This is a genomic window from Brevundimonas sp., assembly GCF_041648615.1.
In the GTDB taxonomy this organism is placed as follows: Bacteria; Pseudomonadota; Alphaproteobacteria; order Caulobacterales; family Caulobacteraceae; genus Brevundimonas.
Genome location: NZ_JBAZOS010000008.1, coordinates 40,270 through 55,271 on the forward strand (window position 1 = coordinate 40,270; position 15,002 = coordinate 55,271).

The 15,002-nt window shown below is 70.5% G+C and carries 16 protein-coding genes and 1 riboswitch; of the genes, 4 read left to right on the forward strand and 12 right to left on the reverse strand.

What is annotated here, in order from left to right:
* The first annotated feature begins 83 nt into the window (after positions 1-83).
* Complete coding sequence (gene trxA / locus WC555_RS05320; protein WP_373251831.1) at positions 84-422, forward strand: thioredoxin; 339 nt, start codon at positions 84-86, stop codon at positions 420-422.
* 90 nt (positions 423-512) lie between these two features.
* Positions 513-821, forward strand: a complete 309-nt coding sequence (locus WC555_RS05325; protein WP_373251833.1) for a hypothetical protein — start codon at positions 513-515, stop codon at positions 819-821.
* Positions 822-829: 8 nt separating this feature from the next.
* On the opposite strand, the gene WC555_RS05330 is transcribed toward WC555_RS05325, so the two are convergent.
* From WC555_RS05330 to WC555_RS05380, 11 genes are all read right to left on the reverse strand, one after another.
* Positions 830-2,104 (reverse strand): folylpolyglutamate synthase/dihydrofolate synthase family protein, encoded by a 1,275-nt coding sequence (locus WC555_RS05330; protein WP_373251835.1) that lies wholly within the window; start codon positions 2,102-2,104, stop codon positions 830-832.
* 5 nt (positions 2,105-2,109) lie between these two features.
* Entirely contained in the window at positions 2,110-3,003 is an 894-nt protein-coding gene (gene accD / locus WC555_RS05335) for an acetyl-CoA carboxylase, carboxyltransferase subunit beta (RefSeq protein WP_373251838.1), read from the reverse strand.
* A 9-nt stretch (positions 3,004-3,012) separates the two neighbouring features.
* Entirely contained in the window at positions 3,013-3,843 is an 831-nt protein-coding gene (gene trpA / locus WC555_RS05340) for a tryptophan synthase subunit alpha (protein WP_373251840.1), read from the reverse strand.
* Positions 3,840-4,295, reverse strand: a complete 456-nt coding sequence (locus WC555_RS05345; protein WP_373251842.1) for a hypothetical protein — start codon at positions 4,293-4,295, stop codon at positions 3,840-3,842. Before WC555_RS05345 ends, trpA begins: the two co-directional genes overlap by 4 nt.
* A 3-nt stretch (positions 4,296-4,298) precedes the next feature.
* Entirely contained in the window at positions 4,299-5,483 is a 1,185-nt protein-coding gene (trpB, locus tag WC555_RS05350) for a tryptophan synthase subunit beta (RefSeq protein WP_373251919.1), read from the reverse strand.
* A gap of 61 nt (positions 5,484-5,544) precedes the next feature.
* On the reverse strand, positions 5,545-6,183 hold the full coding sequence (locus WC555_RS05355; protein ID WP_373251844.1) for a phosphoribosylanthranilate isomerase: 639 nt from the start codon (positions 6,181-6,183) through the stop codon (positions 5,545-5,547).
* Entirely contained in the window at positions 6,180-6,593 is a 414-nt protein-coding gene (locus WC555_RS05360) for a type II toxin-antitoxin system VapC family toxin (protein WP_373251847.1), read from the reverse strand. The genes WC555_RS05355 and WC555_RS05360 overlap by 4 nt, the downstream gene beginning before the upstream one ends.
* The gene (locus WC555_RS05365; protein WP_373251849.1) at positions 6,590-6,835 is read right to left on the reverse strand and encodes a type II toxin-antitoxin system Phd/YefM family antitoxin; all 246 of its coding nucleotides are present in this window, start codon (positions 6,833-6,835) and stop codon (positions 6,590-6,592) included. Before WC555_RS05365 ends, WC555_RS05360 begins: the two co-directional genes overlap by 4 nt.
* 35 nt (positions 6,836-6,870) lie before the next feature.
* Complete coding sequence (locus WC555_RS05370; protein WP_373251851.1) at positions 6,871-8,085, reverse strand: NAD(P)/FAD-dependent oxidoreductase; 1,215 nt, start codon at positions 8,083-8,085, stop codon at positions 6,871-6,873.
* Positions 8,086-8,137: 52 nt separating this feature from the next.
* On the reverse strand, positions 8,138-8,827 hold the full coding sequence (locus WC555_RS05375; RefSeq protein ID WP_373251921.1) for a pseudouridine synthase: 690 nt from the start codon (positions 8,825-8,827) through the stop codon (positions 8,138-8,140).
* Positions 8,828-8,865: 38 nt separating this feature from the next.
* Complete coding sequence (locus WC555_RS05380; RefSeq protein ID WP_373251854.1) at positions 8,866-9,765, reverse strand: class I SAM-dependent methyltransferase; 900 nt, start codon at positions 9,763-9,765, stop codon at positions 8,866-8,868.
* Positions 9,766-10,013: 248 nt separating this feature from the next.
* Here WC555_RS05380 and recQ point away from each other — a divergent pair, with 248 nt between their 5' ends.
* The gene (gene recQ / locus WC555_RS05385; RefSeq protein WP_373251857.1) at positions 10,014-11,885 is read left to right on the forward strand and encodes a DNA helicase RecQ; all 1,872 of its coding nucleotides are present in this window, start codon (positions 10,014-10,016) and stop codon (positions 11,883-11,885) included.
* A 76-nt stretch (positions 11,886-11,961) separates the two neighbouring features.
* Complete coding sequence (locus WC555_RS05390) at positions 11,962-12,858, forward strand: aldo/keto reductase (RefSeq protein ID WP_373251860.1); 897 nt, start codon at positions 11,962-11,964, stop codon at positions 12,856-12,858.
* Here WC555_RS05390 and WC555_RS05395 read toward each other — a convergent pair.
* Positions 12,842-14,674 carry a TonB-dependent receptor plug domain-containing protein gene (locus tag WC555_RS05395; RefSeq protein ID WP_373251861.1) on the reverse strand — a complete coding sequence of 611 codons (1,833 nt, stop codon included), beginning with the start codon at positions 14,672-14,674 and terminating at the stop codon, positions 12,842-12,844. The two genes, WC555_RS05390 and WC555_RS05395, sit on opposite strands and share 17 nt — an antisense overlap.
* A 184-nt stretch (positions 14,675-14,858) precedes the next feature.
* Positions 14,859-15,000, reverse strand: a riboswitch (cobalamin riboswitch).
* Between the last annotated feature and the right edge of the window lie 2 nt (positions 15,001-15,002).

Genomic DNA, 15,002 nt, shown 5'->3' on the forward strand with positions numbered 1-15,002 from the left:
GGGCCGGAATCAGCCAGTCTGACCGGCCGATCATTCGCGCCGCCGCCGCTCGCCGACGGGCGCCCCGGAACAGGATATCCCGCATGGCTACCATCAAGGTCACCGACGACAGTTTCGAAGCCGACGTTCTCAAGGCGTCCCAGCCGGTGCTGGTCGACTTCTGGGCCGAATGGTGCGGCCCCTGCAAACAGATCGGCCCGGCGCTCGAACAGATCGCCGACGACCTGGCGGGCCAGCTGGTCATCGCCAAGGTCAATATCGACGACAGCCCCATGATCCCGTCCAAACTCGGCGTGAAGGGGATTCCGACGCTGATGCTGTTCAAGGACGGCCAGATGGCCTCGATGAAGGTCGGCGCCATGCCCAAGGGCAAGATTCTGGAATGGCTGGCCGAGGTCGGCATTACGGCGCCCGCCGCCTGAGCCTGCCGGGGCAGGACGGCCCCGGATTTGCCTCCTCCGAGGATCGGTGTTCTCCTGCGGGCCCCTTGGGACCGCAGGAGTGACATCGCCATGCTGACCGCCATCCTGATCGCCGCCGCCCTCACATTCGACGGCGGGCAGGCGGTGACCGTCATCGCCTCCACCGCCCCGCCCGCCGAAGCCCGTCCCGCCGGAGCGCCGGAGGGGCCCGAGGGCGACTCCCGCCGCGTCTGCCGTCTCGAGCGCGCCACCGGTTCGAACATGCAGCAGCGCGTCTGCCGCAACATTCGCCGGGCCGGCGTCCAGGACCAGCAGACGCGCGAATTCATGCGCAATCTGCAACGTGTCCGCTTCCCGGATGAAGGCGCGGCGGCGACGCCTGGCGGCCCGAACGGCTGATCCCCGGCTCAGCCCGGCCAGGTTTCCCGCGCCGCGCCCAGGACTTCGCCGGCGAGATACAACGACCCGCAGATCGCCACCCGCCCCGCCCCGAGACGCAGGGCCCGCTCCAGCGCATCATTCACCGACGCACAGGCCGTCGCGCCCAGGCCATGGCCGCGGGCGACGGCGGCCAGAGCCTCGGGTTCGGCCGCGGCGCCGTCGAAGGGCGCGGTGAAGACGGCGGCCCCCGAGTCCTTCAGCGCCTCGAAGAAGCCGCCCGCATCCTTGTTGGCCAGCATGCCGACGATCAGGGCCAGCGGTCGCGGGGCCCGGGCCTGACGCTCGGCCAGGGCCGCGGCCAGGGCCCGGGCCGCGTGCGGATTGTGCCCGCCGTCCAGCCACAGCTCGGCGTCCGCCGCCCGCGCCGCCTCGCCATAGGGACCCGTCGTCAACCGCTGCAACCGCGCCGGCCAGCGCACGGCCCCCAGGCCCTCGACGATCGCGGCCTCGGGCAGATCCAGCTCCAGCGCCACGGCGACGGCCAGGCCGGCGTTGGCGATCTGGTGCGGCCCCGCCAGCGCCGGGGCCGGCAGGTCGAGGAACCGTTCCTGATCCTGAAAGGCCATGCCGCCGCGCTCGGCCCAGGCGTCGAAATCCACGCCCATCACCGTCAGCGGCGCATGCACGGCCTGCGCCGCCTTCTCGATGACCGCCATCGCCTCTTCGGATTGCCGCGCGATCAGGCCGCGCACGCCCGGCTTGAGGATGCCCGCCTTTTCCGCCGCCACACTGGACAGGGACGTGCCGAGGAACTCCGCATGATCCAGGTCGACGGGGGTGATGACACTCAACAACGGGCGTTCGATCACATTGGTGGCGTCCAGCACCCCGCCCAGACCGACCTCGACGATGGCCAGATCGGCCCGCGTCTCGCTCATGGCGACGAAGGCCGCGGCCGTGGTGCTTTCGAACACCGTCGCCTCGACCTCCAGCGCCTCGATGCGGTCGAGAATTTCGTTCAGCGCCGCGTCCCCGATCAGCTTGCCGTTTAACCGGATGCGCTCGTTGAACCGGACCAGATGCGGCGAGGTGTAGGCATGGACCCGCAGGCCCGCCGCCTCGGCGATGGCGCGGATGAAGGCGACGGTCGAACCCTTGCCGTTGGTGCCCGCCACATGGACGACGGGCGGCAGCCGGTGCTGCGGATCGCCCAGGGCGGCGCACAGCACCTTCATCCGGTCCAGCGACAGATCGATGCGCTGCGGGTGGCGCGCCCTCAGGCGTTGGGAGATCGGGTCCACGCCGCTCAGGCCGCCCGGCGCCGTCCGCCCATCAGCATCGACAGGATCTGGCCCAGCACCTTGGGCAGGTCCTCACGGGCGACCACGCGGTCGACCATGCCTTTTTCCTGCAGATATTCGGCGCGCTGGAAGCCCGGCGGCAGTTTCTCGCGGATCGTCGCCTCGATGACGCGCGGGCCGGCGAAGCCGATCAGGGCCCCCGGCTCGGCCAGATGCACATCGCCCAGCATGGCGTAGCTGGCGGTGACCCCGCCGGTCGTCGGATCGGTCAGCACCACGACGAACGGCAGCTGCGCCGCCTTCAGCTCCTGGATGGCCAGGGTGGTGCGCGCCATCTGCATCAGGCTCAGCGCGCCTTCCTGCATCCGGGCCCCGCCCGCGGCGGTGTAGCAGACCAGGGGCACGCCCCGCGCGACGGCCGCCCGGGCCGCGGCGATGAAGGCCTCGCCCGCCGCCATGCCCAGCGATCCGCCCATGAAGCTGAAGTCCTGGACGATCACCACCGCGGGCGTGCCGTCCAGCTCGCCGAAGCCGATCGCCATGGTGTCCTTGCGGCCGGCGGCCTTGCGGGCGGCGGCCAGACGCTCCTTGTACGGCTTGCCGTCCGAGAATTTCAGCGGATCCTCGGGCACGTCGGGCGTGTCGATGGCCTCGAACGCGCCGTCGTCGAAGGTGTAGCGCAGCCGCTGATCGGCGTTGATGCGCATGTGCCGGCCCGAGGGCGTGACCCACAGCGAGGTCTCCAGGTCCGACCGGTACAGCATCTCGCCCGTATCGGGGTCCTTGACCCAGAGGTTCTCGGGCGTGTCGCGCCGGCTGACGATCTTGCGCACGCCGGGGGCGAAGCGGCTGAGCCAGCCGCCGCGTTTCTCTTGTGGAGGTTTGTTCTTGTCGACCATGACGGCGCTTTAGACGCTTTCCTTGACGCGCGCACCCCGGACCGCGTCGGCGAGGGACCGCACCCTGGCCAGAACCCGCGTCGTCGCGGATTCGTTCGCCTCGAGCGCGGCGGCCACCTCGTCCACCAGCACCGAGCCGGCGACCACCGCATCGGCCACGCGGGCGATCTCGGCGGCCCGCTCCGGCGTCTTCACCCCGAAGCCGACCGCCACGGGCAGGCCCGAGGCCTTGCGCACCCGCTCCACCGCCGGCGCCACCGACAGGGCCTGGGCCTCCTTGACCCCGGTCACGCCCGCGACCGAGACATAGTAGACGAAGCCCGAGGTCCGCTCGGCGATGAGCTTCAGCCGCGCGTCGTCCGAGGTCGGCGTGGCCAGCCGGATCAGCGACACCCGCGCCGCGTCCAGGGCGTCCGACAGCGGCCCGGCCTCTTCGGGCGGGCAGTCGACGACGATCAGCCCGTCCACCCCGCTGGCCGCCGCGTCGCGCGCGAAGGCGGCATAGCCATAGGTCTCGATCGGATTGAGATAGCCCATCAGGATCACCGGCGTGTCGGCGTCGCCCGCCCGGAAATCCGCCGCCAGCGCCAGCGTCCCCTTCAGCGTCAGCCCGGCCTTCAGCCCGCGCAGGGCCGCGCGCTGGATCGGCGGCCCCTCGGCCATCGGATCCGAAAAGGGAAAGCCCAGCTCGATCAGGTCGGCCCCCGCCGCCGGCAGGCCGCGCAGGATCTCCAGCGCCTCCTCGCGCGTGGGGTCCCCGGCCATGACATAGGCCACGAACCCGGCCCGGCCCTCGGCTTTCAGGGCGGCGAAGCGGGCGTCGATACGCGGGGTGGTCATTGCGCCGGCGGAACCGCCGCCGCCGGAGCGGCCGGCCGGGCGGCGCAGACGTCGCCCGGAATCGGGCCGAAGCCGAGATAGCCGAGCGACCCCGGGCTGGCCGGCCGGGAGGTGTCGTAGAAGGCCTGCATCTGCAGGCCGTCGCACCCGCCGGCGTCGCGGCGGCGCACGAACACCACGCGATTCTCGTCGCCCCCGGCCGCAATCCAGCCCTTGGTCTGCAGCTCGGCGATATAGGCGTCGGCCAGGGCGCTGATCCCCGCCAGCGGCGCGCTGACGCAGAAGGCCCGGCCGGCCAGCCCGTACAGATTGCCGCAATCGGCCGCCAGGGTCGCGCCCGGCAGCACCAGACCCTCCGCCCCGGGGATGGCGGGCGCGGGGGCCGCCGGCTCCTGCGCCCGGGCGGGCCCGCTCAGAAGGACCGCCGCGGCGGCCAGCATCACGATCTTCATGGTCTACAACTCCACGCCCAGGTGTTTCGCCACAGCGAAAATGTCCTTGTCGCCCCGTCCGCACATATTCAGCACGACATCGCCGCCCTTGCCCACCTCCTTCGCGATCTCGCCGATCCGGGCGAGCGCGTGGCTGGGCTCCAGAGCGGGGATGATCCCCTCCAGCTTCGAGCACAGCTGGAAGGCCTCCAGCGCCTCGGCGTCGGTGGCGGCGCGATATTCGGCGCGGCCGATGTCCTTCAGCCAGGCGTGTTCGGGGCCGATGCCGGGATAGTCCAGCCCGGCCGAGATCGAATGGCCTTCCAGAATCTGGCCGTCGTCGTCCTGCAGCAGATAGGTGCGGTTGCCGTGCAGCACGCCCGGCCGACCGCCCTGCAGGCTGGCGGCGTGATCCGGGCCGTCCAGCCCGCGCCCGGCCGCCTCGACCCCGATCAGCCGCACGCCGGCGTCCTCGATGAAGGGGTGGAACAGACCGATGGCGTTGGACCCGCCGCCGATGGCCGCCACGCAGGCGTCAGGCAGCTTGCCCCGCCGCGCCAGCATCGCCGCCCGCGTCTCCTTGCCGATCACCGACTGGAAGTCGCGCACCATCGCCGGATAGGGATGCGGCCCCGCCGCCGTGCCGATCAGATAATAGGTGTCCTCGACATTGGTCACCCAGTCGCGCATCGCCTCGTTCATGGCGTCCTTGAGCGTCGCCCGGCCCGCCGTCACCGGCACGACCTCGGCCCCCAGCAGCTTCATGCGGAAGACGTTGGGCGACTGCCGCTCGACGTCGGTCGCGCCCATGTAGACGATGCATTTCAGGCCGAAGCGGGCGCACACCGTCGCCGTCGCAACCCCATGCTGGCCGGCGCCGGTCTCGGCGATGATCCGGGTCTTGCCCATCCGCATGGCCAGCAGGATCTGGCCCATGCAGTTGTTGATCTTGTGCGCGCCCGTGTGATTCAGCTCGTCGCGCTTGAACCAGATGTCGGCGGCCCCGTAGTGCTCCGTCAGCCGCTCGGCCAGATACAGCGGGCTGGGCCGGCCGACATAGTCGGTCAGGAAGCCGTCCAGCTCGGCCTGGAAGGTCGGGTCCGCCTTCGCCGCCTCATAGGCCGCGCCCAGCTCCAGAACCAGCGGCATCAGCGTCTCGGCCACGAACCGCCCGCCATAGGGACCGAACCGGCCCTCGGCGTCAGGCATGGCGTAATGGTTCGGCAGGATGGCGTTCACAGGCTTGTCTCGCGCGGGGGAGCGGCGGAAATCAGGCGGCCCGCACCGTATCGAGGAACGCCGTGATCAGGGCCGGGTCCTTAACACCCGGCGCGCTTTCCACGCCAGAGGACACATCCACCAAAGGCGCCCCTGACAGCCGGATCGCCTGCGCCACATTGTCCGGGGTCAGCCCCCCGGCCAAGAACCAGGGATGGCGGAAGGCCCGGTCGGCCAGCAGCGCCCAGTCGAACCGGGCCCCGACCCCGCCCGGCAGGACCGAGCCCTCGGGCGGTTTCGCATCGAACATCAGATGATCGGCGAACGGCTCCCAGTCGTCGGCCTCGGCGAAATCCTCATGCGTCCGGATCGGCAGCACCTTGATGATCCCCGCCCCCGCCAGCATCCGGACCCGCCCGGCCCGCTCGCGCGTCTCATGACCGTGCAGCTGGATCAGGTCCGGCTTCAGGATCAGGGCGATTTCGGTCAGCAGGGCGTCGTCGGCGTCTACCGTCACCGCCACGATCTTCGCTTTTCCCCGCGCCCGCTCGAACAGGGTCGCCGCGTGCAGCGGTTCGATGTGGCGCGGGCTCTTCGGGAACACCACCGCCCCGACGAAGGCCGCGCCGCCGGCGAGGGCGGCGTCGAGGGTTTCCGGCGTGGTCAGGCCACAGATCTTGGCGTGGGTCACAGGTCGATCACCTTCATGCCCTCGGCGACGGCGGCGTCCCTGAGCACGATGTCGAGCGTCGCCAACTCAACGCCATTCCGCAGCGCAATCGCGAGATGCAGCGCATCAGGCGCCCTCAAACGGGAATGCCTCTGAAGAAGGACGCGCGCGTTGTTGAACATGTCGGCCTCGAATTCGAGCATCTGGCCTTTTCGGCTCCAGCGGTCGAACGCTCTCTCAAGAGCCTTGCGTTCGGCTTCTGTGACATTCTTCAGGCGTACCTGCATGGACAGGGCGGATGAGAATTCGGTCACCGTCCATGCGCTGAGGACGATGCTCCGGTCACTTACCGCCCATGCGCGCACCCGGGGCGCGTGATCATCGTCCAGAAACAGAGGAACGACGACACTCGTGTCCAGATAAACGGTCAATAGCGGTAGCCGCGCCGCATTTCCTCGACGATGGAGCCCTTGATCGGCCCCTTGGCCGGCGTGACCCGGTTCGCATCCAGCCAGGCGAGATCGAGGACAAAGCCGACCTCCCGCTTCGTCTCCGGCGCCAGTCGCGCGATCGGCTTGCCGCGCCGCGTAATGACGACCTCCTCGCCGGCCAGCATGCGGTCGAGGAGTTTCGGCAGGTTGTTCTTGGCTTCCGCGACGGAATAGTGGCTCATAGGATGAAGATGTCTATCTTGATGGCCATCGTCAATCATATTGCATAGAGGTCCGCGTCCGGGTCCGCGCCGCCGCGCAGCGCCGCCGAAACCACCTGGGAGGCGATGACCGAATAGGTGATGCCGTTGCCGCCGAACCCCATCACCGCCCAGGCGTGATCCATGTCCGGCACGGGGGCGATCGACGGCAGGCCCGTGGCGCTCTCGCCGAACGCCCCGGCCCAGCTGTAGTCGACCTCGAACGCCAGCCCGGGCAGCAGGGCGTGGAGTTTTTTCACGATGGTCTCGCATTTCCGCTTCAGCTTCGCCGGATCGGCATGGGCGTCCGGCGTCGGCTCGTCCTCGCCGCCGACGATCAGCCGTCCATCGCCGCCCATGCGGAAATACAGATACGGATCCGACGCCTCCCACACCAGGGTCTCGCGCAGCCAAGCCGGGCAGCGCTGGCGCGGCTTCGAGGCCATGGCCCAGGTCGAGATCACCTTCGCCCCCGGCGTCGGCACGCCGCGGGGGAACTCATAGCCGCAGCAGAACACCACCGACCTGGCCCGCACCGCATGCCCGGCGTCGGTCAGCAGGGTCACGCCGTCCGGATCGCTGGCGGCCTCCATCACCTCGACGCGGGAATAGACTTTCGCCCCGGCCTTCTGGGCCCGCCGCAACAGCCCCGCCGCCAGCCGCGCCGGATCGGCGCTGGCCGAGCCCTGGCTGACGATGGCGCCCGTCCGCTCGATGCCGAACCGGTCGCTCAATTCGGTCGGACCGATGTACCGGCTTTCCAGCCCCAGCGCCGCCCGCGCCTCCGCCTCGGTTTCCAGCGCGCGATGGCCGTATTCGTCGCCGGCGAGGTACAGCGTATCCTTGTCCTTCAGCCCGCAGACGATTGTTTCCCGGCCCACGGTCCGCTTCAGGGCGTCGACGGCCGAGCGCGAGCGCAGATACGCCCGCTTCGCCTTCGCCATGCCGATCCGGTCGGCCAGGGCCGTCAGCGGCAGGTCGATCTCCCATTGCAGCAGGGCGGTCGAGGCCACGGTCGAACCCGTCAGCGGCGGCCGCCGGTCCAGCACCGCCACCGTGTGATCCCGGCTCAGCTCATGCGCCATGAAGGCCCCGCTGATCCCGGCCCCGACGATGGCGACATCGACCGAGATCGCCTCTTTCAGGGGCCGCACCGGCACGCCCAGCCCCGGACTGTCGGCCCAGAGCGATCGCCCGGTGCGCAGGTTTCGCTTGATCGTCGCCCCCGTCATGTCATCTCCGCTGCAAGCGGAGCGATAAGTCAGGCGCGCGTGCGAGGTTCCGTCACTGGAAAATCAGATCGATCTGGCCCTGATCCAGCAGCCGCCAGTCCCCCGGCGCCAGATCGTCCGGCAGGGCCAGTCCGCCGACCCGTTCGCGGTGCAGGCCGTCGACGTGATTGCCCACCGCCGCGAACATCCGCCGCACCATGTGATAGCGCCCCTCGGTCACCGTCAGCCGCGCCTCCGTCGGCGACAGAACCTCCAGCACGGCCGGCGACAGCGGCTTGTCCTCACCCTCCAGCACCAGCCCCCCGGCGGCGAAGACGTCCCCCTCGCTCCCGTCCAGCGGCCGCGCCAGGGTCGCGCGATAGACCTTGGCCACATGCCGCTTGGGCGAAATCACCCGGTGCAGCAGATCGCCGTCGTCGGTCAGCAGCAGCAGGCCCGTCGTCTGCTTGTCCAGCCGGCCGATGGTCGAGATGGCCGGATCGCGCCGCCGCCAGCGCGGGGGCAGGATGTCATAGACCAGGGCCCCGTCCTCCTTGCGCGAACAGGTCATGCCCAGCGGCTTGTGCAGCATCATCACCAGACCCGGGACGGGATCCAGCGGCTCGCCGTCGATCTCCATCCGCGCCGGCAGATCCGGGGTCACCGCGATCCGCTTCGACACGTCGGTCAGATCGACCCCGTCCAGCACGATACCGCCCGCCTTGCCCAGCCGCGCCATCTCGGTCCGGGAACCGTAGCCCATGGAGCCCAGCAGCTTGTCCACGCGGGCGGTCGGCGTCTTCACTTCACCGCCTCGAACACCTTGTAGCCGCCGACGTCGGCGGCCATTCGCACGCGTTTGAAGGCCGCGTTCAGTTCCGCCTCATAGGGCAGGTGACGGTTGGCGACGAGCCACAGCACTCCGCCCTTGCCGAGCATGCCCGCCGCCTGGCGGATAAAGGCCTGCCCCAGCCGCTTGTCCTCGGCGCCGCCGTCGTGGAACGGCGGATTGGTGACGATGAAGTCCAGATCGCCGGCCGTTTCGATCGTCCGCGCGTCAGCCCATTCGAAGGTCGCGCGGGGGTCGGTCACATTCTTCCGCGCCGCCGCGATGGCCCGGCGGTCCAGATCGATCAGCCGCAGCGAGGTCACCGCCGGCGACCCCAGGACCACCGTGGCCAGGGCGCCGTAGCCGCAGCCGAGATCGGCCCCCGCCCCCTTCAGCCCCGGCGCGGTCTGCGCCAGCAGCAGCGACCCCGCGTCGATCCGGTCCCAGGCGAAAATGCCCGGCTGCGACCAGGCGTCCAGCCCCTCGACCAGCCGGGGCGCCCCGGCGGCGATGGCTTCGTCGATCCCGGTCAGGGTCTCCGGCCGGATGACGACGCAGCGGCGGTGGTGCGCCTTGGCGCTCTCCCCGACCTCGACGCCGAAGCCTTCCAGCTCCTTCTTCAGCCGCGACCCGCCCTTGTCCTTGGCCGCCATGACGTCCAGCCGCCCGCCCGGCTTCAAGGCCTTCAGCGCGAGGGCCAGCGCATGGCGCCGTTCCAGCACCCCGGGCGGGGCGTAGATCATGACGGCGTCGGCCGAGCCTTCGGCGACATCCTCGAGCGGCGTGGAGCCGGGGATCAGCGGCGAAACCTGCGTCGCCTCGCCGGGGGGATCAAACACCGCCGGCGGGCGGCCATACAGAAGGGTGGTCATGGCGGGGCCTATAGCGGGAATGCGGCGCGGCGGGAAACCGCGCCCGCCCACTTCCCCTTCTCTCCTTGCGGGAGAAGGATCGTGATCCAATGCTGGCAATTCCCCGCCAGCCGGACGACTCCATCTTCATCCGGGCGATGGCCCGGACGCTCCGCCAAGCCTCCCGTTCACCGCCTGCTCCACAGGCGGGGCTTCCGCGCGCCGACTTCGCCGATGACAAATGAGAACAAATGAGGCACAAGCGCGTAATGCTCGCGGATTCAACCTTAACGTCAATTCCCTCGCCGTCGCTCGCCGACGCCCGCGCGACGCTCGAGCGGGTCTGGGGTCATGGCGACTTCCGCGGGCTCCAGGCCGACGTCGTCACCGAGATTCTCGCCGGCCGCGACGTCCTGGCCGTCCTGCCGACCGGCGGCGGCAAGTCGGTCTGCTACCAGATCCCGGCCATGCTGCGCCCCGGCCTCGGCCTCGTGGTCTCGCCCCTGATCGCCCTGATGACCGACCAGGTCGAGGCGCTGAAGCAGCAGGGCGTCGCCGCCGCCCGGCTCGATTCCGGCGTCTCCATGGACGACCGCTCCGCCATCTGGCGTCAGGCCCGGGCCGGCGAGCTCGACCTGCTTTATGTCTCACCCGAGGGACTGGCCCAGCCGCACCTGATCGACCGGCTGCACGACCTGCCGCTCAGCCTCATCGCCATCGACGAGGCCCACTGCGTCAGCCAGTGGGGTCATGACTTCCGTCCCGACTACCGCACCCTCGGCCGTCTCTCCGAGCTGTTCCCGGGCGTGCCCCGCATCGCGGTGACGGCCACCGCCGACGCCCGCACCCGCGACGACATCGTCCGCTCGCTGCGGCTGGAGGGCGCCCGGGTCCTCGTCGACAGCTTCGCCCGCCCCAATCTGCAGCTCTCGGCCGTGCGCAAGGAGAACGCCTCGCGGGCGAAGACCGACGCCGCCGTCATCGATCTGGTGCGTCAGCGGCGCGGCAAGTCCGGCGTGGTCTATTGCGGCTCGCGCGACGGCTGCGAGCGCGTGGCCGACGCCCTCAAGGCCGCCGGAACCAACGCCATCGCCTATCACGCCGGCATGGACGCCCGCGACCGCGACCGCCGGCTTGAGCGCTTTCTCGCCGAGGACGGCGCCGTCATGGTCGCGACCATCGCCTTCGGCATGGGGGTCGACAAGGCCGACGTCCGCTTCGTCATCCACGCTGATCCGCCCGGGTCGCTTGAAGCCTACTGGCAGGAGATCGGCCGCGCCGGACGCGACGGCGAGCCCGCCGAGGGGCTGACCCTGTACGGCCCTTCCGACATCGCCTGGACCCTGAAGCGGCTCGAGGGCCGCCCCATGGCCGAGGAGGTCAAGGCGGTGCAGGTGCGCAAGGCGCGCCAGTTGTTCGCCATGCTGGACGGGGCGACCTGCCGCCCGCAGACGGTGCGCCGCTATTTCGGCGAGGCCGAGGCCCGGCCCTGCGGCGTGTGCGACATCTGCCTCGACCCGCCCGCCGTCTTCGACGCCACCGTCCCGGCCCAGAAGGCCCTGGCCGCCGTCCAGCGCCTCGGCGAGCGTTTCGGCAAGACCCGCATCATCGACCACCTCCTCGGCAAGACGAAGGAGGTCCAGCCGTGGGAGACCGCCCTCTCGACCTGGGGCATCGGCGCCGACGTCGCCCTGCACACCTGGCGGGACGTGGTCGACCATCTGATGTTCGAGGGCCTGCTGGTCGAGGATCCCAACGACGGCAAACCCCTGGTCCGCATCGGCGACCCCGAGGCCGTGCGCGCCGTCTATCGCGGCGAACGAACCGTCGAGGTTCGCCTGACCCCCGCCCGCGTCGTCGGCGCGAAGGAGCGCGTCCGCACCGGCCGCAACGCCGCGCTCGAAACCATGGACGCCGACGTCCGCGCCCGCTTCGAGACCCTGCGGGCCTGGCGCCGCGACCGCGCCGCCGAACAGCGCGTCCCGCCCTATGTGATTTTCCAGGACAAGACCCTGCTGGAAATCGCCCTCGCCGAGCCCGGAAATCTCGAGACGCTCGGCCATATCTCGGGCGTCGGCCAGACCAAGCTGGACCGTTACGGCAAGGGCGTTCTGGCGGCCTTGTCCCAGCCTGTGGATTGAAACCGGCGTTCGAAAGGTAAGGTTCGGGCAAGGTCTTGGAAGGGGCGCCTTAAACATTCGCCGTCACAGTCCCGTTGTGATCCCGAACCGCGCCCCGATTCCGGTCGATAAACTCGCTCTGGCCGTCGTGCACGCGCCTGAGCGCGCCATTCCCGCGCCGGCCGGCGCGCGTGAGGAATCGCTGCGCTTCCTGCTCCAGACCGCCGCCGATTCCGGCGTCACCCGCGTCGCCACCCGCCCTGACGGCGACGGCGAACGCTGGCTGGGCCAGTCCTGGCCCTTCCCCTCGCCCTTCCAGGTCTCGGTCCGCACCGTGCCGGTCAGCGACGGCGTCGACCGGGTCGAGGCCCGCGCCCGCCGCTCGCTGGAGCGGCTCGGCCTGCCGCGCGGCGACGCCCTGCTGATCTCCAGCGCCGGCGATCTGGCCGGAACCGAGGGCCGCGCCCTGTGGGACAAGCTTCTGGCCCTGAAGGACCGCGGCCTGTACCGCCGCATCGGCTTCTGCGCCTCGGTCGAGGACGGCCCGGCCCTGCTCGCCCGCCGCTTCCAGCCCGACATCGTCCAGCTGAAATGCAACCTGCTGGACCAGCGCGCCCAGCACGCCGGCGTCCTCTCCGAACTGGCCTCGCTGGACGTGACCGTCCACGCCTCCTCGATCTTCGCCGACGGCCTGCTGTTCATGAACAGCGAGGCCCTGCCGGTCGAGATGCATCGCCACGCCCCGACCCTGTCGCGCATTCGACGCCGCCTGGCCGAGGCGCGGGTCGATCCGATGCAGGCGACCCTCGCCTATGCGCTGGGCCTGCCCGAAGTGTCCGCCGTGGTCGCCAGCGTCGCCTCGGCCGCCGAATTGCGCGCCGTCGTCGCCGCCGCCCACGCTCCGACCCCGGCCCTCGACTGGGCCTCGATGCAGCTGGAGCCGGCGACGGCTTCCGCCGCCGCCGGTCCCCGCCGGATCAGTAGCGCAGCCTGACCCCGACATAGCCGGACCGTCCCGGCTCGCCGTAGCCCAGCACCTGCTGGTATCGTTCGTCAGCCAGATTCTCGATCCGCGCCGTCAGCGTGACCTTGTCGGTCAGCGCATACGACCCGTTCAGATGGGCCGTGATGAAGGCCTTCCGGACTCCGCCGGAGTCGTCCTGATCGCTCTCGCCCCGCACCGTCAGGGCGCCCGAAAGCCGCTCGCCGGTCCAGCCCAGGGTGGCCGATCCCGATCGCTCCGGCACGCGCAGCAGCCGGGCGCCGGTCGTCTCGTCCCGTGCATCCGTCCAGGCGTATGCGATGGTCAGGTCGAAGCCGCCGCCCAGCCTGCCCCGGCCTTCCAGCTCGATTCCGTCGGTCGCCGTCTCGGCCACATTGACGTAGGCGCTGTCGAAGGTGACCGGGTCGAACACATAGGTGATCTGATCCTCGACGTTGAGCCGATAGAAGGTCAGCCGCCCCGCGACGCGGCCGTCCGCCGATCCCCAGCCGATCGCCCCCTCATAGCCCTCGGCCGTCTCGGGCCGCAGGACCGGGAAGGGCTGTGACGAGAAACAGAAGTCGCACACCGCCTGGCTGATCGACGGCGCCTTGAACCCGGTCCCATAGGCCGCCGACAGGATGAAGCCCGCGCCCGCCTCGAAGGCGCCTGACACCCGGCCCGTCGTCTTCGAACCGAAGTCGTCCGTATCGTCGAACCGCAAGGCCCCGGTCAGGCTCAGCCGGTCGGTCGCATCGATCCGCGCCGTGGCGAAGGCCGAACTCGTCCCCAGCGCCTCGGTCAGCCCACTGGACAGGCTCCCCTCCGTGTCCTCGCGCTCGGTTCCGATGACGAAGGCGACGCCCGCCGCCGATCCGTCCGCCTGCCAGCGGAAGACCTGCCTGTCGGCCTCGAACACCGAAGGGAAGGACGACACGACTTCACGGGTGATGTCTGACGCCGAGACGCTGAACTGATGCGCCAGGCCCAGCGCGCTCAGTCGCAGCCGCCCGAACCCGGACCACTGCTCGCTGGCCTGCGCGTCCAGGGTGTCCGCGAGGGCGTAGGCCGGCGCGGGATAGCCGTCCAGATCGACCTCGCTGTCGGTCCACCGCGCCGAGCCGTCCACGGCCACGCCGGGCGTGAAGGCGTAGCGCCCCCTGGCCCCGATGGTGGTCGAGGTGAAACCGTCCGCCTCGGGATTGCCGTCCGCCGCGTCGGCGGCGGAGACGCCGTCGGTGTCGAAATGCGAAACCCAGGCGCCGAAGCCGTACTGTTCGCTCGACACCCCCGCCGCCAGCCGGCCGCGAACCGTCCCGAACGAACCGGCCTCCAGATCGGCGCCGAGGCCGTCCAGATCCCGCGTCGTGAAGGCGATGACCCCGCCGATGGCGTCCGAGCCCCACAGCGACGACTGCGGGCCCGACAGCACCTCGATGCGTTCGATGTCCGACAGCTCCAGGCCCGAGAAGTCAAAGGCGCCATTGACCTCGGCCGGGTCGTTGACGGGCACGCCGTCGACGAGAACCAGCGTCTTGCCCGGCGTCGCGCCGCGCATCCGCACCTGGGCCACGCCGCCGAAGGCGCCGGAGCGCACCACCGACAGGCCCGGCACGTCATGCAGGATGTCGGCCGCGAACACCGCCCCGCGCTGCTCGATGGTCGATCGGTCGATCACCCGCGCCCCCGGCGTATCGGCGACGATGGCCGGCAGGCGGGTGGCGGTGACCACCACCTCGGACAGGGCGTCAGGATCCGGGGACTGGGCGTAAGCGGACAGGGGAAACAGCACGGCCGCGGCCGTGGCGTAGAGGATGGATCGCGTCATGTGCGGATCTCCGTCGGCCCCGCGCTGGCGCTGCGCGGCGGCGTGTGAAAGCGACCGACCCGGCCCCGGAAGGGGCGCGGCGCTTGGGTCGGGTCGCTTCGACGGAACAGCTTCCGCGCGAGCGGAAGGGTTGGCCCCACGCCTCTGTCTGGTCCCGGACAGCGGACGAGCGACGTCGGCGGCCAGGTCTCCTGGCTTGCGGGTCAACAGCCGCCGCTCTCGCCTTCCCGGTTGCCCAGTGGCGCCGGAAGCAAGCTTCCGGATCGAACGACGGCCTCGCCGCCTACAGTTGCGGGCACAGCCGCGGCATCACACCGCGTTCCCTTAA